17 protein-coding genes and 1 pseudogene are annotated in these 20,255 nt (G+C 69.6%); 12 read left to right on the top strand and 6 right to left on the bottom strand.

Annotated features, from left to right (window positions below; genetic code table 11):
* Positions 1-273 precede the first annotated feature (273 nt).
* Together MJQ72_RS04725 and MJQ72_RS04720 are read left to right on the top strand one after the other, a co-directional pair.
* Positions 274-1,299, top strand: coding sequence for a 6-phosphofructokinase (locus tag MJQ72_RS04725; protein WP_034322513.1), 1,026 nt, complete (start codon positions 274-276; stop codon positions 1,297-1,299).
* A 133-nt stretch (positions 1,300-1,432) separates the two neighbouring features.
* Positions 1,433-2,938, top strand: a complete 1,506-nt coding sequence (locus tag MJQ72_RS04720) for an amidohydrolase family protein (RefSeq protein ID WP_240597926.1) — start codon at positions 1,433-1,435, stop codon at positions 2,936-2,938.
* A gap of 68 nt (positions 2,939-3,006) precedes the next feature.
* Here MJQ72_RS04720 and MJQ72_RS04715 read toward each other — a convergent pair whose 3' ends face one another.
* Both MJQ72_RS04715 and MJQ72_RS04710 read right to left on the bottom strand, forming a co-directional pair.
* Positions 3,007-4,449 carry an aromatic amino acid ammonia-lyase gene (locus tag MJQ72_RS04715; RefSeq protein ID WP_240597925.1) on the bottom strand — a complete coding sequence of 481 codons (1,443 nt, stop codon included), beginning with the start codon at positions 4,447-4,449 and terminating at the stop codon, positions 3,007-3,009.
* 131 nt (positions 4,450-4,580) lie between these two features.
* On the bottom strand, positions 4,581-4,955 hold the full coding sequence (locus MJQ72_RS04710; RefSeq protein ID WP_240597924.1) for a group II truncated hemoglobin: 375 nt from the start codon (positions 4,953-4,955) through the stop codon (positions 4,581-4,583).
* A 104-nt stretch (positions 4,956-5,059) separates the two neighbouring features.
* On the opposite strand from MJQ72_RS04710, the gene MJQ72_RS04705 reads away from it, so the two are divergent.
* The gene (locus MJQ72_RS04705) at positions 5,060-5,401 is read left to right on the top strand and encodes a helix-turn-helix domain-containing protein (protein ID WP_240597923.1); all 342 of its coding nucleotides are present in this window, start codon (positions 5,060-5,062) and stop codon (positions 5,399-5,401) included.
* Here MJQ72_RS04705 and MJQ72_RS04700 read toward each other — a convergent pair.
* On the bottom strand, positions 5,395-5,703 hold the full coding sequence (locus tag MJQ72_RS04700) for a metalloregulator ArsR/SmtB family transcription factor (RefSeq protein WP_016332802.1): 309 nt from the start codon (positions 5,701-5,703) through the stop codon (positions 5,395-5,397). The two genes, MJQ72_RS04705 and MJQ72_RS04700, sit on opposite strands and share 7 nt — an antisense overlap.
* Positions 5,704-5,867: 164 nt before the next feature.
* On the opposite strand from MJQ72_RS04700, the gene MJQ72_RS04695 reads away from it, so the two are divergent.
* The 8 genes and pseudogenes from MJQ72_RS04695 (at position 5,868) to MJQ72_RS04660 (ending at position 15,700) form a co-directional block, all read left to right on the top strand.
* Positions 5,868-7,088: a glycoside hydrolase family 18 protein gene (locus MJQ72_RS04695; protein ID WP_240597922.1), complete on the top strand. Its 1,221-nt coding sequence runs from the start codon at positions 5,868-5,870 to the stop codon at positions 7,086-7,088.
* Positions 7,089-7,160: 72 nt separating this feature from the next.
* Positions 7,161-7,826 carry a DUF2461 domain-containing protein gene (locus tag MJQ72_RS04690; protein WP_005166098.1) on the top strand — a complete coding sequence of 222 codons (666 nt, stop codon included), beginning with the start codon at positions 7,161-7,163 and terminating at the stop codon, positions 7,824-7,826.
* A 111-nt stretch (positions 7,827-7,937) separates the two neighbouring features.
* Positions 7,938-9,362: a pyruvate kinase gene (gene pyk, locus MJQ72_RS04685; RefSeq protein WP_007033718.1), complete on the top strand. Its 1,425-nt coding sequence runs from the start codon at positions 7,938-7,940 to the stop codon at positions 9,360-9,362.
* Between the two features lie 410 nt (positions 9,363-9,772).
* A complete protein-coding gene (locus MJQ72_RS04680; protein WP_240597921.1) occupies positions 9,773-10,672 on the top strand; it encodes an acyl-CoA thioesterase II in 900 nt (299 codons plus the stop codon).
* 455 nt (positions 10,673-11,127) lie between these two features.
* Positions 11,128-12,014, top strand: a pseudogene (locus MJQ72_RS04675) (helix-turn-helix domain-containing protein).
* 12 nt (positions 12,015-12,026) lie between these two features.
* A complete protein-coding gene (locus tag MJQ72_RS04670; protein ID WP_240597920.1) occupies positions 12,027-12,236 on the top strand; it encodes a DUF397 domain-containing protein in 210 nt (69 codons plus the stop codon).
* 161 nt (positions 12,237-12,397) lie between these two features.
* Positions 12,398-12,610, top strand: coding sequence for a hypothetical protein (locus MJQ72_RS04665; RefSeq protein ID WP_240597919.1), 213 nt, complete (start codon positions 12,398-12,400; stop codon positions 12,608-12,610).
* 63 nt (positions 12,611-12,673) lie between these two features.
* Positions 12,674-15,700 carry a helix-turn-helix transcriptional regulator gene (locus MJQ72_RS04660; protein WP_240597918.1) on the top strand — a complete coding sequence of 1,009 codons (3,027 nt, stop codon included), beginning with the start codon at positions 12,674-12,676 and terminating at the stop codon, positions 15,698-15,700.
* A gap of 73 nt (positions 15,701-15,773) precedes the next feature.
* Here the strand turns inward: MJQ72_RS04660 and MJQ72_RS04655 are convergent, their stop codons facing one another.
* The 3 genes from MJQ72_RS04655 to MJQ72_RS04645 all read right to left on the bottom strand — a co-directional run bounded on the left by MJQ72_RS04655 (position 15,774) and on the right by MJQ72_RS04645 (position 18,978).
* Entirely contained in the window at positions 15,774-17,387 is a 1,614-nt protein-coding gene (locus tag MJQ72_RS04655) for a succinic semialdehyde dehydrogenase (RefSeq protein ID WP_240597917.1), read from the bottom strand.
* 117 nt (positions 17,388-17,504) lie between these two features.
* Entirely contained in the window at positions 17,505-18,287 is a 783-nt protein-coding gene (locus tag MJQ72_RS04650; RefSeq protein ID WP_240597916.1) for a hypothetical protein, read from the bottom strand.
* A gap of 76 nt (positions 18,288-18,363) precedes the next feature.
* Positions 18,364-18,978, bottom strand: coding sequence for a TetR/AcrR family transcriptional regulator (locus MJQ72_RS04645; RefSeq protein WP_240597915.1), 615 nt, complete (start codon positions 18,976-18,978; stop codon positions 18,364-18,366).
* 104 nt (positions 18,979-19,082) lie between these two features.
* On the opposite strand from MJQ72_RS04645, the gene MJQ72_RS04640 reads away from it, so the two are divergent.
* A complete protein-coding gene (locus MJQ72_RS04640) occupies positions 19,083-20,234 on the top strand; it encodes an acyl-CoA dehydrogenase family protein (protein WP_240601255.1) in 1,152 nt (383 codons plus the stop codon).
* The last annotated feature ends 21 nt before the right edge of the window (positions 20,235-20,255 follow it).

The following is a 20,255-nucleotide window of genomic DNA, read 5'->3' as shown; positions in this document are numbered from 1 at the left end:
GTTCCTTTCGAAAGGGATACCGACCCGCGGGAACTCGCCGAGCCGGTGTGAAATCCGGCTCGGGGTGGAGGTCAGCGCAGGTTCACGCCGCCGTGCCCACCCGGGGCCGGCTTCGTAAACCAGAAATAGCGCTGCACGGGGCCAAGCTAGCACATCCCGGACGTGGACCGATTCCCGAGGTGGTCCGCCCTGCACCGATCCAGAGAACTCCCGCTACGCTGGCGGCGGGACATGTGACTGTCATCTCTACGGAACACAAGACGGAGGCTTCTCATGCGTGTCGGTGTGCTGACCGGCGGTGGCGACTGCCCGGGGCTCAACGCGGTGATCCGCGCTGTGGTGCGCAAGGGCATCGAGGTGCACGGCTGGGACATCGTCGGGTTCCGCAACGGCTGGAACGGTCCCCTCACCGGGGACAGCCGCCCGCTCGGCCTGAACGACGTCGAGGACATCCTGACCCGCGGCGGCACGATCCTGCGCTCGTCGCGGACCAACCCGTACAAGGTCGACGGCGGGGTCGACAAGATCAAGGCCGTGCTTGCCGAGCAGCAGGTCGACGCGCTGATCGCGATCGGCGGCGAAGACACCCTCGGCGTCGCGAAGCGGCTCACGGACGACGGCGTCGGCGTCGTCGGGGTGCCCAAGACGATCGACAACGACCTCGGCGCCACCGACTACACCTTCGGCTTCGACACGGCCGTTTCGATCGCCACCGAGGCCATCGACCGGCTGCACACCACGGCCGAGTCGCACCACCGCGCCCTGGTCGTCGAGGTCATGGGGCGGCACGCGGGCTGGATCGCGCTGCACTCCGGCCTCGCCGGCGGCGCGAGCGTGATCCTGGTGCCGGAGCGGCACTTCAGCGTCGACCAGGTCGTCTCGTGGGTCGAGCGCCGCTTCGAAAAGGAGTACGCGCCGATCATCGTGGTCGCCGAGGGCGCGCTGCCCGAGGGCGGCGAGGAGAAGCTGCTGACCGGTGAGAAGGACGCCTTCGGGCACGTCCGGCTCGGCGGCATCGGCACCTGGCTGGCCGACGAGATCGCCGCCCGCACCGGCAAGGAGTCCCGCGCGGTCGTGCTCGGGCACGTCCAGCGCGGCGGCACCCCGACGGCGTACGACCGCGTGCTCGCCACCCGGTTCGGCCTCAACGCCGTCGACGCCGTGGCCGACGGAGACTTCGGCGTGATGGTGGCGCTGCGCGGCACGGACATCGTCCGCGTCAAGCTCTCCGAGGCGACCGCCGAGCTGAAGACCGTCCCGGTCGAGCGGTACGAAGAGGCCGAGGTCTTCTTCGGCTGAGCCCTGTTTCAGGAGAAGGCCCCTTACTGTGTGCTGACCTCGGGTAAGGGGCCTTCGCTTGTGTTGCGGCACCGCCATCGCGGCGAGTTGAATCGTCCACCTGGGGGATCTGGGTGGAAGGGCGGCGGTTCTCATGGGATCCAGCAGGCGCGAGTTCCTGAGGTGGCTGGCCGCCGGCGGGACCGGGGTGGCGCTCGCCGGGCTGCTGCCCGGTATGGCCGCCGCGGAGACGGGCGCGATCGTCGTCATCACCCGGGTCACGCTGATCGACGGCACGGGTTCGGCCCCTCGGCGTGACGTCTCGGTCGTGCTCGTCGGCGACCGGATCGCCTGGGTCGGCTCCGGTCCGGTCCCGGAAACCGCCGGCGCGCGGGTGATCGACGGCCGCGGCAAGTACCTCATCCCGGGACTGTGGGACATGCACACCCACGGCTCGGATCTCGAGGACATCGTCCCGCCGCTGCATCTGGTCCACGGCGTCACGGGTGTCCGGGAGATGTGGGGGTACGCGGAGAACCGCGCCACGAAGGGCAAGATCGACCGCGGTGAGCTGCTCGGCCCGCGCGTCGTGCTGGCGAGCGGGATCGTCGACGGGCCGGTCACGCTCCTGGGCCCGCCGGTGCTCCAGGTGTCGACGGAGGACGAAGCGCGGGCCGTCGTCCGCGCCGAGAAGGCCGCGGGCGCCGAGTTCGTCAAGACCTACTCCTACCTCGCCCCCGACGTCGTGCGCGCGGTGGCGGACGAGACCCGCGCCCAGGGCCTGCGGTTCTCCGGGCACTGGCCGTACCGGCTGTCCCACCTCGACGTGAGCGACCTCGGCCAGCACAGCCTCGAGCATTTCTTCGGGGTCTCCATCCACTGCTCGTCCCGGCGCGACGAGATCCTGGCCAGGCTGAGGACCACGCCCTACGACCCCGCGGCGCCGCGGGACTTCTTCAACCTGGCGCGGCGGCTGGAGTTCGGGTCGGTCGGCACGTACGACCGCGGTGCGGCGCGGGCCTATTTCGAGCGGCTGCGGTGCAACGGCACCTGGCATTCGCCGACGCTGACGATCAACCGGGTGGTCACGCAGCCCGCCGAGACCCACCAGGGGGACCCGCGGCTGAAATACGTACCCGCCGAGGTGCGCGAGAGCTGGGTCATGGGCATCGAACGCTTCGCGCCGAAGACCCCGGCGGACATCGCCCTCCAGGAGCGGTACTACCAGGAGACGCTGCGGCTGGTCGGCGTCGCGCACGATGCGGGTGTCGGGCTCATCGGCGGCACCGACTGCCTGAACCCGTACACCTTCCCCGGCAGCGGGTTGCACGAGGAGCTCGCCTTCCTGGTCGAGGCCGGGCTCTCGCCGGTGCGGGCGCTGAAGACCGTCACGGCCGACGCGGCGAGGTTCCTCGGCAGGGAAGCGACGTCGGGCACGGTCGCGGTGGGGAAGGAGGCGGATCTCGTGCTGCTGGACGCGAACCCGGCCGCCGACATCCGCAACGTCGCGAAGATCGACACGGTGATCACCCGCGGCCGGGTGCTCGGCAAGGCGGAGCGACGGCGGATGCTCGACGCCGTCGAGGCGGCCGCGAACCGGACGGTTCCGCCTGCGAGCGCCCGGACGCGCTCCCTCGCGCGCACCGGTTGCTGTTGCTGAGCTGGTTGGGTCTCGTGAGTGGTAAGGACGGTTCTAACCGTCCTTACCACTCACGAGCCCCAGGCGGATCAGATCCGGGCAAGGGTGTCCAGGAGCGCCCCGGCGCGGGCGATGTCCTCGGTGAGCGGCCGGTCCTCGACGCTCGGGTCGAGCACGGCCGCGGCGGTCTCGTAGGCGTCGCGCGCGGGCAAGGAGACCAGTTCGGCCTTGCGCATCCGCAGCGCCCGGACGGCCGCGACCAGTTCGCACGCCAGCACCTGCTGGTACGCCGACCCGGCCGCGGTCGCCGCCCGCGCGGCCTGCGTGGAGAAGCTCGCGTGGTCTTCGATACCGCGCGAGACGACGGCCGTGCCCAGCGTCGCCGGGAGCGCGGCCTGCCGCAGTTCGGTCAGCGCGTCGTGCGCGACGTACTCCAGGATCATCACGCCCGAACTGCCCGACGGCCCGGCCGCCAGGAACGGCCGCAGCCCGGTGAACTCCGGTTCCACCAGATCACCCAGCCGGGCCACGGACAGCTCGGCGACCTGGTGGACGGTCGCGCGCACCTGGTCGAGCGCGGTCGAGACGTACGCGGTGTGGAAATGCGCGTGGTGGTAGGCGTCCTGGTGCACCGTCGAGATCATCGGGTTCTCGGTGCTGGCGTTGATCTCCACCGCGAGGACGTCGCGCAGGTAATGGATCGCGTCCAGCGCGGGCCCCTGCACCTGCGGGAAAGCACGCAGCCCGAACGGGTCCTGGATACGCCTGCCCGGTTTGGGCGTGCCCTCCATCCCGAGCAGCCGCCGCATCTCCGCCGCGCAGGCGACCTGCCCGGCGTGCGGACGCGCCTCGTGCACGGGGGTCGCGTACGCCTCCGGGTTCCCGTCGAGCGCGATGTAGGTGAGCGCCGCGACGACGTGGCTCGCCCGCGTCAGCGTGTCGAGCCGCATCGCCGCGAGAGTCGCCTCGGCCAGTGTCGCGGCGTTGCTGCTCATGAACGCGAGCGCGTCACCCGCCTGGACCGGCACCGGGGGCACCCCGCCGGTCAGCCACGGCCGTTCGCCGGTGAGGGCGAGCGCGGTCTCCGCGAGCGGCGCGAGGTCGCCGGTGCCGATCGCGCCGAGCCGGTGCACGAGCGGCAGCGCCCCCGTCCGCACCGCGTCGGCGAGCGCCCCGATCAGCACGGGGCTGAGCCCGGCGCGCCCGGCCAGCAGCTGGTTGAGCCGGATGAGCATCATCGCCCTGGTCTGGCCGGGGGACATGACGTCGCCGCTGCCGCCCGCGTGACTGCGCAGCAGCCGCAGCCCGTGATCCGGCGACTCGCCTTCGCCGACCGGGTCCTCCTTGTTGGCGCCGACGCCGGTGGTGCGGCCGTAGACGATCCTGCGTGTGCTCAGTTCTTCGGCGAGCTTCCACGCGCTTTCCGCGCCTCGCAGCGCGGCGATCGAAACATCGATTCCCAGCGGGCCCTCGGTGCTCGCGGCGGTCACGACGTCCGCGCAGCGCAGGGTCCGGCCGTCCACCCGGATCACGGCGGCCTCCTTTCAAGACCGCCCCACTATGCGCTCTCAGCCCGACGGCGGCTGCCAGGGCGGGCGGTTTCCCCAGTCCCATTTCGGCATGGGCTCGGGAACGGTGACCTCGCGGCCGGGCTGGGAGAACATCACCGCGAGCCTGCTGCCCATTCGACGTACGCGGCGAACGCGGAGCGGAACTCGGGGTCGGCCGGGAGTCCGGCCTCGTCGGCGGCGTCGAAGAGCAGGTTCACCCAGCGCCGGCGCTGCTCCTCGGTGATGGCCCGGCCCAGATGCCGTCCGACCATGTGCCGGTGCCCGCCGTGTTCGCCGCTGTAGGTCTCCGGCCCGCCGAACACCTCGGCCAGCCAGACCGCCACGTGCTCGGGGTGGCCGGGATCCATGTGGCGGAAGACCGGCTCCAGCAACGGGTCCTTCAGCACGTGGCCGTAGAAGACGGTGGTCAGCCGTCGCAGGGCGGCCAGCCCGCCCGCCCATTCGTACAGTGTCGGCGTCTCGGTCACGTAAGGTCCTCCCAGCGGCGATGATCTCCCGGTCCGGCAAGGCAACCACCCCGGATCGCCGGGGACAACCGCTTACTTTTCGGTGCGTGCCAAGGGGAGCGGCGATGAAGCGGTACCACTGCGCGGTCGAGCTCGCGGTCGACGTCATCGGCGGCAAGTGGAAGCCGGTGATCCTGGCGCATCTGAAGGAAGGCGTGCACCGCTACGGCGAACTCCGGCGCCGGATGCCGGGCGTGAGCGAGAAGATGCTGACCCAGCATCTGCGCGAACTGGAGGCGGACGGCCTCGTGCTCCGGGAGAGCCGCGAAGGCCGGGTGCCGCACGTCGAGTACCGGCTGAGCGAGGAAGGGGAGCGGTTACGCCCCGCGCTCCAGGCGCTTTACGACTGGGGGACGCGGCGCGCGGCCGACCGCGGCCTCACGTTCGAGCCGTTACCTATTCACTGACTGTCGTCGTCGAGGTGCCGTTCGAGCGCGTCGATGCGGCCCTCCCAGAATCGGCGGTACGGCGCGAGCCAGGCGTCGACCTCCGCGAGCGGCTCCGGGCGGAGCCGGTAGCACCGGCGCTGGGCGGCGACGCGGACGGTGACCAGGCCGGCCTCGCGTAGGACACGCAGGTGCTTCGATACGGCCGGTTGGCTCAGTTCGAGGACCTCGACCAGCTCGTTGACCGACTTTTCGCCGCCGCGCAAGAGGTCGAGGATGGTCCTGCGCCGAGGTTCGGCGAGGATCTCGAAAGTCTGCATCATCCGGGAAATGTGCCCCGTGCGGCATATTTCCGTCAAGGAATGTTCGAAAATGTCCATCCGAAAGTCTTGGTCTGAACCATTGACGGAGTGGTCTAGTCCACTTAGCTTGTGCGTGTCCCGCCGCAGTCCTCTCGTCACCGCTGGTGACCGTGAAGGGAGAACGCATGCCCCGTTCGAAAAGGTTCACCGCGATCTTGGGTGCCGCGGCCGTCGCGCTCGGCGCGCTGGCCGTCGCCGCGCCCGCGCAGCAGGCCTCGGCCGCACCGGAAACGCCGGACGCCTCGGTCGGCAAGGTGCTCGGGTACTTCGCCGAATGGGGCGTCTACCAGCGGAACTATCACGTGAAGAACATCGACACGTCGGGTTCGGCGAGCAAGCTGACGCATATCAACTACTCGTTCGGCAACGTGACGAACGGTGGCTGCGCGCTCGGTGACGCGGAGGCGGCGACCAGCAAGTTCTACGACGCCGCGGGCAGTGTGGACGGCGTCGCCGACAGCTGGGACACCGGCGCGCTGCGCGGGAACTTCAACCAGCTGAAGAAGCTCAAGGCCAAGTACCCGAACCTCAAGGTGCTGTGGTCGTTCGGCGGCTGGACCTGGTCCGGCGGATTCGGCGAGGCGGCCAAGAACCCCGCCAAGTTCGCGGAGTCCTGCTACAACCTCGTCAACGACCCGCGGTGGGCCGGTGTCTTCGACGGTATCGACATCGACTGGGAGTACCCGAACGCCTGCGGTCTCTCCTGTGACACCAGCGGCGCGGCCGCGATCAAGAACCTCGCGCAGGCCTTGCGGGAGAAGTTCGGCTCGAAGCTGGTCACCGCCGCGATCACCGCGGACGGCACCGACGGCGGCAAGATCGACGCGGCGGACTACGGCGGCGCGGCGCAGTACTTCGACTGGTACAACGTTATGACCTACGACTACTTCGGTGCCTGGGCTGCGCAGGGCCCGACGGCCCCGCACTCGCCGCTGACCGGCTATGAGGGCATTCCGACCGCCGGTTTCCACTCCGACGCGGCGATCCAGAAGCTGAAGGGCAAGGGAGTCCCGGCGAACAAGCTGCTGCTGGGCATCGGTTTCTACGGCCGAGGCTGGACCGGCGTCACCCAGGAGGCCCCGGGCGGCACCGCGACCGGTCCGGCGGCGGGCACCGAGCCGGGCATCCAGGACTACAAGGTCCTGAAGACCACCTGCCCGGCCACCGGCACCGTCGCGGGCACCGCGTACGCCAAATGCGGCAGCGACTGGTGGAGCTACGACACCCCGGCGACCATCGGCGGGAAGGTCACCTACGCCAAGGACCAGGGTCTCGGCGGCGCCTTCTTCTGGGAGCTGTCCGGTGACACGGCCGACGGCGAGCTGATCACCGCGCTGGCCAAGTAAGACCTCTCCGGCAGAAGCGCGTGAAGGCCCCCTTCACGCGCTTCTGTCGGTGGTGAGGATTACGGTCACCGCATGGGTTTCGAGGGTTTCGGCGAGTACGCCATCGACTTCTACGACGGTCTCGAGGCGGACAACTCCAAGTCCTATTGGGACGCGAATCTCGCCACCTACAAGGCCGACGTCCGCGCGCCGATGGAGGCGCTGCTCGCCGAACTCGTCCCGGAGTTCGGCGACGGTTTCGGCGAGGGCAAGGTCTTCCGCCCGTATCGCGACGTCCGGTTCGCCAAGGACAAGACGCCGTACAAGACCCACTGCGGCGCGGTGATCGAGCAGGGCCGCGGCGGCGGCGCGTACTACGTCGAGGTCGGCCCGGCCGGGCTGCGCGTCGGCGGCGGCTGCTTCCACTTCGAGTCCGATCAGCTCGCCCGCTTCCGCAAGGCCGTCGACACGGAACTCCGGGGTGCCGAGCTCGCCAAGATCCTCGCGAAGCTGGAGAAGGCGGGCTGGGAGGTCAAGGGGGACAGGCTCAAGTCGAAGCCGCGCGGCTTCGCCGAGGACCATCCCCGCATCGACCTGCTGAAGTACCGCTCGGTGTACGCCGTCCGCGGCTGGGAACCGGACGACGTCCTGCACGAACGCGGCGCCCTCGACCGGGTGCGGAAGGCGTGGCGGCAGGTCCGCGCGTTCAACGAATGGGCGCGGGACCGCGTCGGCCCGAGCGAGAAGCCGCGCCGATAACCGTCGAACCCGGTTCGGCGGTTTCACCGTCGCCCAGGTCAACTGACACTTTTCTTGAACTTTCGGTATCGGTACAGACGTAGCCACGATGAGGGACTACGCTGTGCGAACGTGAGCCGACGCGCGAAGATCGTTTGTACCCTGGGCCCCGCGACCGCTACGCCGGAGAAGATGCGGCAACTCGTCGACGCCGGGATGGACGTCGCGAGGATGAACTTCAGCCACGGGACGCACAGCGACCACAAGCAGGTCTACGACCTCATCCGCACCGCCGCCGCCGAATCGGGCCGCGCGGTGGGCATCCTCGCCGACCTCCAGGGGCCGAAGATCCGTCTCGGCACCTTCGCGGGCGGGCCGGTCGAGTGGCACAACGGCGACATCGTGCGCATCACCGTCGAGGACGTCGCGGGCACGCACGACCGCGTCTCGACCACCTACAAGGGACTCGCCGACGACGCGAAGCCCGGCGATCGTCTCCTCGTGGACGACGGCAAGGTCGGCCTCGTGGTCAAGCAGGTCGAGGGCCCGGACGTCGTCTGTGAGGTCACCGAAGGCGGCCCCGTCAGCAACAACAAGGGCGTTTCCCTGCCGGGTATGGACGTCTCGGTGCCGGCGCTGTCCGAAAAGGACATCGAAGACCTCGAGTTCGCGCTGGAACTCGGTGTGGACTTCATCGCGCTGTCGTTCGTCCGCTCGCCCGCCGACATCGACCTGGTCCACCAGGTGATGGACCGCGTCGGCAAGGGACGCTTGCCGGTGGTCGCGAAGATCGAGAAGCCCGAAGCGGTCTACAACCTCGAAGCCATCGTGCTCGCCTTCGACGCGGTGATGATCGCCCGCGGTGACCTCGGCGTCGAGCTTCCGCTGGAGCAGGTCCCGCTGGTGCAGAAGCGCACCATCCAGATCGCCCGCGAGAACGCGAAGCCCGTCATCGTCGCGACGCAGATGCTCGAATCGATGATCAACAGCTCCCGCCCGACCCGCGCCGAGGCCTCGGACGTCGCGAACGCGGTGCTCGACGGCGCGGACGCGCTCATGCTCTCGGGTGAGACCAGCGTCGGCCGCTACGCCATCGACGTGGTCAAGACCATGGGCCGGATCATCGAAGCCGTCGAAACCGACTCGCCGGTCGTGCCGCCGCTGTCGCACGTCCCGCGCACCAAGCGCGGCGTCATCTCCTACGCGGCGCGGGACATCGGGGAGCGGCTGAACGCCAAGGCCCTGGTCGCCTTCACCCAGTCCGGTGACACCGTCCGCCGGCTCGCGCGGCTGCACACGCGGCTGCCGCTGCTGGCGTTCACGCCGGAGGAGAGCGTCCGCAGCCAGCTCGCGATGACCTGGGGCACCACGACGCGGATCGTGCCGAAGGTGGGCTCCACCGACCAGATGATCCAGCAGGTCGACCACGCGATGCTCGAAATGGGCAAGTACGCCAAGGGTGACCTGGTGGTCATCGTGGCCGGCTCCCCGCCCGGGACCGTCGGCTCGACCAACCTCATCCGAGTGCACCGGCTCGGCGAAGACGACCACGCCTGACCTGCTTCGGACGCAAGTCCGTGAAGGCCTCCTTGAGGGACTCTGGGTCCCTCAAGGAGGCCTTCACGGCATCCGAGGTGTCCCGAAGGCGGCGCGACCCCGGTGGGAAGCTCGCTGATGCCGCGTCCGTGTGGCGAAGGGGCCTTTCGTCACATGCCATGCGGTGAAGGGCCCCTTCAGCCCGTTGGCGGGTGCTATGAACGGGCCTCGGACGCGTGCCCGAGACCGCGACACGCGTGCTTGAAGGCGGAACTCGCGTGCTTCAAGGCGCGACACGCGTGCTTGAAGGCGGAACTCGCCGAGGCCGGGTTCCGTGCCGGTACCGACCGAGGTGTCCCGAAGGTGGCCTTCGCGACAAACGTCCCGCCTCACGGAGGCTCCGGGCACCCGCACGGCCTAAAGTTCAGGACATGACTGAGATGGCCAGGGAAGCCGCGGCCGGTTTCGACAACGCCGGCGGGGTGGGCGGACAGCCCGTGCTCGACCGGCTGGTCGCGCTGCTGGACTTGGAGAAGATCGAAGAGAACATCTTCCGCGGCGTCTCGCCCGCCCACTCGCCGGTGCGGGTGTTCGGCGGGCAGGTCGCGGGGCAGGCGCTGGTCGCCGCCGGCCGCACGGTCCCCGAGGAGCGGAAGGTCCACTCGCTGCACGCGTACTTCATCCGCGGCGGCGACCCGAGTGTCCCGATCGTCTACGAGGTCGACCGCATCCGCGACGGCCGCTCGTTCACCACCCGCCGCGTCGTGGGCATCCAGCACGGCAAGGCGATCTTCTCGCTGTCGGCCTCGTTCCAGAAGGACGAGGGCGGCATCGAGCACTCCGAGGCCATGCCGGACGTCCCGGCCCCGGACTCACTCCCGACGCTGCAGGAACGGGCCGAGGGTTACTTCATGGGCCATCTCGACCGGCCGCGTCCGATCGACCTGCGGTACGTCAACGATCCGCCGTGGGTGACCAGGAAGTCGGGCGACCGTCCCGCCAGGAACCAGGTCTGGATGCGGGCCGACGGCAAGCTCCCGGACGAGCAGCTGCTGCACGTCTGCGTCCTCACCTACGCCTCCGACATGACGCTCCTGGACTCGGTCCTCGCGCGCCACGGCGTCTACTGGGATCTCGATAAGGTGCTCGGCGCGAGCCTCGACCACGCGCTCTGGTTCCACCGCCCGTTCCGGGCCGACGAGTGGTTCCTCTACGACAGCGCGTCGCCGACGGCGTCGGGTGCCCGGGGGCTGGCGACCGGCCGGTTCTTCGCCGCGGACGGAACGCATATCGCCACCGTCGTACAGGAAGGTCTTCTCCGAGTCGTGTGACGTTCCGCAGTCGGGATCCGGTCTTGTCCACCCTTTAGAGGGAATGGCGAAACGCATTAACATCTGGAGCCAGAGTATTACCGAATGGGTGCGGGCATAAAGGGAGGGCCGGAACCGATCGGGGGACGGCTCCGGCCCTGCACCGGGGGTGAATCCGGCTTCGACGGGTATCCTTCCGAAAGCCCATCGGTGCAGCTCGCGGCCCCGCGCCCGTGCCGCGAGCGGATCCGCTGCCGCCGGTGAGGGCGGGCGTACCGCGTTGCACAATGCTCAACCTACAACGGCAATCTGCAATTTGCAGGATGAAAATCGACGCGTGGGTGAAAATGGTCGTGTGACCATCTCACCGAATGTGTCTCGGGCTGGTTAGATGTGCTTCGTGCGGGGTTGCCGAACACTGTTCTCCTCGCCGTGTCGCGATCGGTGTTGCTCGGACAGCTTGTGGAGGTGCCGTGATGACGAGGGGTCAGGGGCCCACCGTGCGCCGCCGGCGGCTGGCGAGCGAGCTGAGGCGGCTGCGCGAGGCGGCCGACCTCACCATCGACGAGGTGAGCGAGAAGCTCGAATGCTCGGCGTCGAAGGTCAGCCGCATCGAGACGGGGCACGTCGGGGTCACCCCGCGCGACGCGCGCGACATGCTGGAGCTGTACGGCATCGCCGGTGACGAGCAGGAGGCGCTCGTCCAGCTGGCCAGGGAAGCCCGCAAACGCGGCTGGTGGCACGCGTATAACGAGGTGTTCACCGGCACCTTCGTCGGTTTGGAGGCGGACGCGAGTTCGCTGCGGGCGTTCCAGGCGCTGCTGGTGCCGGGCCTGCTGCAGACCGAGCGCTACGCCAAGGCCGTGATCAGGGCGATGCGGCCCGACGCCGAGGACGCCGAGATCAGGCGCCGGGTGGCGGCGAGGATGGCGCGCCAGGAGCTGCTGACCGATCCCTCGCCCCGGAGTACTGGGCGGTCATCGACGAAGCGGTCCTGCACCGCGTGGTCGACGGGCCCGAGGTGATGGCGGAACAGCTGTACCGGATGGTCACGATGGCGGCCCAACCGAACGTCACCGTCCAGATCGTGCCGTTCGGCGCGGGCGCCCATCCCGGGATGGAGGGTCCGTTCCTCATCATGGGCTTCCCCGAACTGGCCGACACCGACGTGGTCTACGTCGACAGCACCTCCAGCGGGCTCTACCTGGAGGAACCACCGGACGTCCGGCGATACGCGTTGATGTTCGACCATCTGCGTGCCGCCGCGTTGAAGCCGGACGACTCGGTCGAGGTGATCGCCGAGGCCGCCGGGAGGTTCGCCGAACAGGCGGCCCTTCCGGAGAAGTCCCTGGAAACAAAGTAAGGAGTGGGGAGCATGACGCCCAACGATGACCTTTCCCAGGCCCGGTGGTTCAAGAGCAGCCACAGCGGTGGCGGCAACGACTGTGTCGAGGTCGCCTTCACCGGTTCCGGTGCCGCGCTGAGGGACTCCAAGGACCCCGAGGGAGGTTCCTTCCGCCTCTCGCCGCAGGCTTGGCGCGGGCTGCTCGGTGCGGTGCGTGCGAGTGGCCCCGATCACGGCTAGACACCCTCGAACTCGACCCCTTACGCCCCCCGAGCAGGGGATGGGCCGGCGTAAGGGGTCGAATCACGTCCGGGTGTAGGTGATCACCCGATGCCTCAGGGCACCCCTCAGGACGAATCTCTTCACTACCAACAAGGCAGTGAAGTTCCTAAGGGGAAAAGATGAACACGAACGACGCCCTTCTCACCGGCGTACTGGCCGAGGTCGAGTACCGGCGGGAGGAGCTGCAGCGAGCGGGCCGCAGCATGTGGGTCGAGCGGGCTCGCCGGGCGAGCAAGCGGATCCGCGCGCACCGCGCCGAAGTCCAGGTGCCCGCCCAGGAGCGCCGCGAGGCCCGGCAGGTGCCCGCCCGCAGCGGCGACATCACCCGGTAGAGGTCGAGTGCGATGAAGCTCTCGGCGAAAACACAGGCGAAGTTGTCGGTCCGGTAGGCAAGAATGCACCTCGTGCCCCGTCTTGGCTCCGGAATCCCGATCGTCGCCCGCACACAGGAGATGCGGCAGCTCCGCGCCGCCTTCGCCCGTGCAGAACGGGCTGAGGCCGGCGCGGTGCTGCTCTCCGGTGACGCCGGCGTCGGAAAGACCCGCCTGCTGACCGCGCTCGGCGAGTACGCCGCGGGCGCGGGCGCCCTGGTGCTCACCGGGCGCTGTATCGACGTCCATGAGGGCGGTCTTCCTTATCTTCCGTTCGCCGAGGCGCTCGCGCCGCTGGCGACGACCTCCGATCCCGCGGTCACCGCCGCGCTCCGGGCCCGGCCGGCGCTGGGCAGGCTGCTCCCGCAGATGCAGCAGGCGGAGGACTACCCCGCCATCGAAGACGGTCAGCTCACCGCGAGCGAACGGATGTCGACGCAACGGCTCGGGCCCGAACAGGACCTCGGCCAGCTCCAGCTGTTCGACGCGGTACTGGGGGTGCTGACCGTCATCGCTCAGCGCCGGCCCGTGGTGATCCTCCTGGAGGACCTGCACTGGGCCGACGGCTCCACCCGGAACCTGCTGTCCTTCCTCTTGACGAGGCTGCGCACCCAGCGGCTGCTGGTGGTGGCGAGCTATCGCGAGGAGGACGTGCACCGGCGGCATCCGCTGCGGGCGCTGCTGTCCGAGGTGGTGCGGCTGGGCGCGGTCGAACGCGTCGAGGTCAAACCGTTCGGCGCCGAGGACGCGCGCGCCTTCGTCGAAGCGCTGGCCGACGAGCCGATCGGCCAGGACATGATCGCCGACATCGTCGCCCGGTCCGAAGGCAATCCGTTCTTCGTCGAGGAGCTGCTCGCGTCCGCGAAGGACTGCCGTGAGCTTCCCGCCGGGCTGGCCGAAGTGCTCCTCGCCAGGGTGGAGCAGCTCTCCCAGATCACCCGCCGGGTGCTGCGCGTGGTCTCGGTCGCCAAGGACGCGGTGGCGCACGCCGCGCTCGCCGAGATCTCCGGGCTGGACGAGCTCGAACTCGACGAGGCGCTGCGCGAGGCCGTGCAGCATCACGTCTTGGTGATCGAGAACGGTTTCTACACCTTCCGCCACGCGCTGCTGCAGGAAGCGGTGTACGGCGACCTCCTGCCGGGGGAGCGGGTACGCATGCACGCGGCGTACGCGGCGCGGATCCGGAACCGGACACAGGGCCGGGGCCAGGACGCGAGGCTCGCGCACCACAGCCTGGAGAGCAAGGATTTCGTCACCGCGCTGGCCGCGTTGCTGCGCGCGATGGACGAGGCGGAGAAGCTGGGCGCGCCCGGTTCCGCGCTGCGGCACGTCGAGCAGGCACTGTCCATCTGGGACGCCGTGCCCGCGGCGGACCGGCCGTCGGACGTCGACGAGCTGCGCCTCCTGCACGAGGCGTCGTATTTCGCGAGCACGTCGGGGGAGCCGGAGCGCGCGGTCGCCTACTCGCGGTCCGCGACCGAGGCCCTCGGCCCGGACACCGGCAACGAGCGGGCCGCCAAGGTCTGGCGACGGCACGCGGAGGCGCTGCTTTCGGTCGACGGCACGATCGACGAGGTCGTCGAGGCGATCGACAAGGCCTGGGAGCTGGTCGAACACACCGAGGCGAGTGCCGCGCGGGCGTGGGTGCTCGCCACCCGCGCCGGGATCCTGCGGCTGATCGACAGGCACGACGAGGCGCTGCAGTGCGCGCTGGCCGCGGTCGCCGACGCCAGGGCAGTCGGCGCGGGCGGAGCGGAGGCGGCGGCGCTGGTCTCGCTCGGGACGCTGGCCGATTCGGCGGGCGATGTCGAGCAGGCGCGGGAGCGGCTGCGCGAGGCCGAGCGGAAGGCCAGGGATTCCGGTGCGCTCAACGGCGAACTGCGGGCCCTGCACTTCCTCGGGCTGAGCTACGACGACCGGGCCGAGATCCGTTCCGCGCTGAAGTACTACGCCAAGGGCATCCAGCGGGCCAAGGAGACCGGGCTGACCTGGAGCTCGTTCGGCATCGAGCTGCGGACCAAGCACCTCACGCTGCGGTATGTCAGCGGGGACTGGCCGGAAGACGACGACGCCGGCCGCGCGGGCCGCGGGGTGTCGAGTGTCGTCGCCGGACGGTTCCTGGGGATCTGGGCGCAGTTCGTCGTCGGCCGGGGCCGGTTCGCGGACGCGGACAAGATCCTGCCGAGCCTGCGTCAGCACTGGAGCGCGGATTACTCGATCGCGCTCGCGTCCGCCGACGCCGCGATCCAGCTCGCGTCCTGGCGCCGGGATCACGCGGGGGCGGTGCGGCAGGCACAGGAACTGATCGACTGGCTCGAAGAGGTCGAACCCGCGGTCCTCGGCGGGATCCGGATCAGCGTGCACGGTCTCACGGCGGCCGTCGCGCAGGCCGCCGAAGCACGGGTGCGCGGCGATCTGGCGACGGCCGAGGCCGCGGTGGAAGCGGGTGAGAAACTGCTCGCCCACGGCCGCCACTGCGCCGAGCACGGCATCCCGCGTTCGGTGTCGCTGGGTCCGGAGGCGCTGGCGTGGCTCGCCCGGCTGGAGGCACTCGGTGCGTGCCTGCGCGGCGCGGGGGATCCGGCGTTGTGGGCGAAGGCGGTCGAGGCGTTCGGGTATGGCGCGGTGTACGAGCAGGCCATGTGCCGCCTGCAGCACGCGAAGTCCTTGCTGGCGTCGGACGGCGACACCGCGCTCGCCGCGTCGGAGCTGCTGGCCGCGCACGAGGTGGCCGATCGGCTGGGCGCGTGCCCGTTGCGTGAAGCCGTCCGGGAGCTCAGCCACCGGGCACGGGTCGAGCTGCCCGGGGAAGCCTTGCCGCCGCGCCGTGACGTCGTCGACCCGCTCACCGACCGCGAGCGCGACGTGCTGGAGCGCGTCGCGCTCGGCCGGACCAACCGGCAGGTCGGCGAAGAGCTGTACATCAGCGAGAAGACGGTGAGCGTCCACCTCTCGCGCGTGATGGCGAAACTAGGCGCGAGCCGCCGGGCCGAGGCCGTCGCGATCGCCTACGACCGGGGCCTCCTGGCCGCACCGTCTTCGTCCTCCTAGCCGCGTTTCGTCCTCTGGATGCGATCCTTGCGCGTGCAAGTACCGCGTTCAGAGGACGAAACGCGGGAAGGGGTCAGCGGCGCGGGAGGCGGCGGAGGGCCTTCAGGCCCGCGCTCAGGCCTCGCGCCCACAGCTTCGGCGGGATTCCCTTACCGGGCCGCAGCGGCATCCCGCGCTGCACCGCGATCGCCTGGGCCTCGGTGTACTTGAGCAGTCCTTCGGCGCCGTTGCGCCGTCCGACACCGGACTCCTTCATTCCGCCCATCGGCAGCCCGACGGTCCCGAAGGTCGCCGCGAAGCCTTCGTTGACGTTGACGGTCCCCGCCTTCAGCCGCGCCGCGACCTCCCAGCCCGCCCGGCCGTTACGCGACCACACGCTCGCGTTCAGCCCGAACTTCGTGTCGTTGGCGCGCTCGATCGCGTCGGTGACGTCGGTGTAGCCGTAGATCGACACGACCGGCCCGAAGGTCTCTTCGGCGAACAGCTTGACGTCCTCGGTGACGTCGGTGAGCACGGTCGGCTCGTAGAACAGCGGGCCGAGGTCGGGCCTGGCCTTGCCGCCGGTGAGCACCTTCGCGCCCTTGGACCGGGCGTCCTCGACGTGCGCCGACACCGTCGCGAGCTGGGACTCGGAAGTCAGGGATCCCATCCGCGCCTGGTAATCCAGCGCGCCGCCGAGCCGCAGCGCGGCGGTCTTGGCGACGAAGGCACGGGTGAACTCTTCGCGGATCGACTCGTGGACGTAGATGCGCTCGACCGAGACGCACAGTTGCCCCGCGGACGAGAAACACGCGGTCACCGCGCCCGTGGCGGTCTTGGCGATATCCGCGTCGGGCAGCACGATCATCGGGTTCTTGCCGCCGAGTTCCAGCGAGTAGCTCGTCAGCCGCTCCGCCACCTTCGCGGCGAGCCCCTTACCCGTGGGCGTGGATCCGGTGAAGCACAGGTAGTCCGATTCCTCGACCAGGGCGTCGCCGATCCGCGAGCCCCGGCCGAGCACGATCTGCCAGACCCCGGCGGGCAGCCCGGCCTCCTCGGCGACCTCCTGCAGCCACAGCGCCGAAAGCGCGGTCTGGTTGTCCGGTTTCTGCACGACGGTGTTGCCCGCCGCGAGCGCGGGGAGGACGTCCATCGCGGTCAGCGCGAGAGGGTAGTTCCACGGCGAGATGATCCCGACGACGCCCTTCGGGTGCCGGACCTCGCCGACCTTCGTCAGCACCGGGATCAGCCCGGCGGCGCGACGCGGGGAGAGGATCTTCGCGCTGTGCTTGCCGTAGTAGGCGGCGACGAGCGCGGTGGCGCTGACCTCGTCGAAGGCGTCCATCCGTGCTTTGCCCGCCTCGATCTGCACGAGGTCGAGCGCTTCTTCCTGGCGCTTCAGGACCAGGTCGTGCAAGCGGATCAGGATGCGCTGGCGGTCTTCGACCGGCCGTTCGGCCCACGCGCGCTGAGCCTCCCTGGCCTGGTCGAACACGGCACGGACGTCGGCGTCGGTGGCCTGGGGCAGCGTCGCGATCGGCTGCCCGGTGAAGGGCGCGCGCATCTGGACCGGTGCGGAATCCGCGCCGCCCACGACCCGCCGCACGAGCCGTTCCGCCCTGGCCGCGGCCGGGGCGCCGGGGACGTCGCCGATGGTGGCCGGTCCTTCGGTGTGGTGGCCCGCGCTCGCCGGTGTCGTGCTCGTCATGCCGTCTCCGTTCCATGCCGCGCGGAGCCGGGGAGGCGCCACGCAGAGCCCAGGTGTTACCGACGAGTACAGCATACTGCCGGTATGGAGACTGTCCACCGCTGATATGAATAAGTTTCACATATTGTCGGGTCGTGGCGGGTTGTCCGGGGACGGGCGCAGGATGTCCTGCTGCTGCAACGCGGACCCCGCGGGCGGCGTCGGGGGAGACGGCGGCTCGTAGGGCTGTTGCTGCGGATACTGCTGCTGGGGGACGCCGGGCGCGTAAGGCGGATAGGCGACCGGATAAGGGACTTGCCGGGGCGGCGCCGGTTCACGCCGGTTGGCCACGATCGCCAGCCCGATGGTGAGCAACGCCACGAGCCCGCCCGCGAGCAGGATCCAGAAACCGCTGCCGGTCCCATAACGCGAGACGAAGCGGCCGGTGTCCTGGCCGAAGCTCAGGCTCGCCGAGATGTCCATGCCGAGCATCCAGACGCCGATCGCGGTCCCCGCCCCGCCGGCGACCAGCAGTGTCCTCGACGTCGTCGCGGCGATGGAGGTCGAACTCCGCTGGTACGCGGCGAAACCCACCGCGGCCCCGGCGAACAGCGTCAGCGCGGCGGCCGACAGCGGGATGCCGTAGCGGGCGACATGGGTCTTGTCGTAGAACTCCTTCTCCTCGGCCGAAGGTTCGATGTCGAAGGTCCGCGTCCAGCCGGTTTCGGCGAATTTCGACACCGGCTTGCCTTCGGAGATCTGTTCGTACGTCGACTGCGGGAGGAAAGTCGCGAGAAGGACCAGCAGACCGGCGAAAACCCCCATCATCGCGGCGAAAAGGCGCGGGAGCCGGGCATCGGACGGCGGGATTGAGCTGAACGGGCCAGTCGGTTGGTACGGCTGCTGCTGCGGCGCGCTCATGGTCGGCTCCTCCGCCGGTTTTGGTGGCCAGCAAGGAATTCCACCACGAATCGGCCGAGGAGATAAGTGCCATTTGCTACACGGAGCCGTCCTCGTACAACACGACCGCGACGCGTTTCCATTCGTCGAGCAATTGCCGCCGCCGCTGGGGATCGCCGCCGAGTTCGGCGTCCAGCGCCAGGCCGCGGGTGAGGTTCACGGTCAGCCAGAAGAGGATTTCCGCGCGTTCCTTCGGGAGGTCACCGGCGACCGCGGTGACATGCTCCAGCGTCGAGCGGCCCAGCGCCCGGTCGACCGGGCGGATCGCCTCGCGGAGTTCGGGGTCGGTGCGCGCCGCGACCCACAGTTCCGTCGCTGCCGTGGACAGCGTGCCCGAGTAGCCCTCCCAGAGCAGGTCGATCGCCGCCGCGACACCGGAGGCGCCACCGGGAAGCGCCGAGATCGACGTCGCCAGGCGTCCGCGCAGCTTCTCCGTCAGATGTTCGACCGCCGCGGCCATCAGTTCGGCCTTCGCGGAGAAGTGATGCTGCACGGCGCCCTTCGAGACACCCGCGCGGGCACAGATCTCCTGCACCGAGGTGCGCGCGTAGCCGAGGTCGACGAGGCAGTCGATGGTCGCGTCGAGCAGGGCGGCGCGGGTCTGCTCCCGTCGCTCGGCCTGGGTGCGGTGGGTCCTGCCGAGCACACTCACCGGATCCAGCCCCCTTTACGTGCAGCTCGGTACGGATGTACATTCCGAATGGAACTTACATCCTAAGCGTCATGTTTTCCAGGTCCGATCAGGAGGCGTTGGCCGTGCCCTTGCAGATCCAGAAGAGTTCGTGGAGCACGACGGAGCTCGAAGACCTCCGGGACCTCGCCCGGACCTTCTGCCAGAAGGAACTCGTGCCGAACCAGGAGCGCTGGGCGGCCGAGAAGAAGGTCGACCGCGAGCTGTGGACGAAGGCGGGCGAGGTCGGCCTGCTGGCACTGTCCATCCCGGAGGAGTACGGCGGTGGCGGCGGCACGTTCGCCCACGAGGCCGTGCTCTACGAGGAGCAGGCCCGGTCCGGAGACAGCGCATGGGGCGTCACCGTCCACAATGGAATCGTCGCGCACTACATCCTGGAGTACGCGAACGAAGAACAGAAGAAGGCGTGGCTGCCGAAGTTCGCCTCCGGCGAGATGGTCGGCGCGGTCGCGATGACCGAACCCGGCACGGGCTCGGACCTGCAGAGCATCAAGACCCGCGCGGTGCGCGACGGCGACCACTACGTGATCAACGGCGCGAAGACGTTCATCACCAACGGTTTCCACGCCGACCTCGTCGTCGTCGCGGTGAAGACCGACCCGGACGCCGGCGCGCAGGGTGTCTCGCTGATCGCCGTCGAGACCGACACCCCGGGCTTCAGCCGTGGCCGCGTCCTCGACAAGATCGGCCTCAAGGGCCAGGACACCGCGGAGCTGAACTTCGACGACGTCCGCGTCCCGGCCGCCAACCTCCTCGGCGCGCAGGAAGGGCTCGGCTTCATCCAGCTCATGCAGCAGCTGCCGCAGGAACGGCTGATCATCGCGGTCACCGCGGTCGCCGGGATGGAGGCCGCGATCGACCAGACCATCGCCTACACCAAGGACCGCCAGGCCTTCGGCCGCCCGGTCTACAACTTCCAGAACACCAAGTTCAAGCTCGCCGAGGCCGCGACCGAGGCCGCGGTGTCGCGCGCCTTCCTCGACCAGTGCATCGAACGGCATCTGCGCAAGGAACTCGACGTGCAGGGCGCGGCGATGGCGAAGCTGTGGACCACCGAACGGGTCAACAAGGTCGTCGACGACTGCCTGCAGCTCTTCGGCGGCTACGGCTACATGACCGAGTACCCGATCGCGCGGGCGTGGGCCGACATCCGGATCTCCCGGATCTTCGGCGGCACCAGCGAGATCATGAAGGAAATCATCTCCCGCACGCTGTAGCGGAAACCGTTGGCGCAGGAA

This window comes from Amycolatopsis sp. EV170708-02-1, from assembly GCF_022479115.1.
Taxonomy (GTDB): domain Bacteria; phylum Actinomycetota; class Actinomycetes; order Mycobacteriales; family Pseudonocardiaceae; genus Amycolatopsis.
The sequence above is the reverse complement of the archived record's forward strand: the minus strand, read 5'-3'. Positions and strand labels throughout refer to the sequence as shown.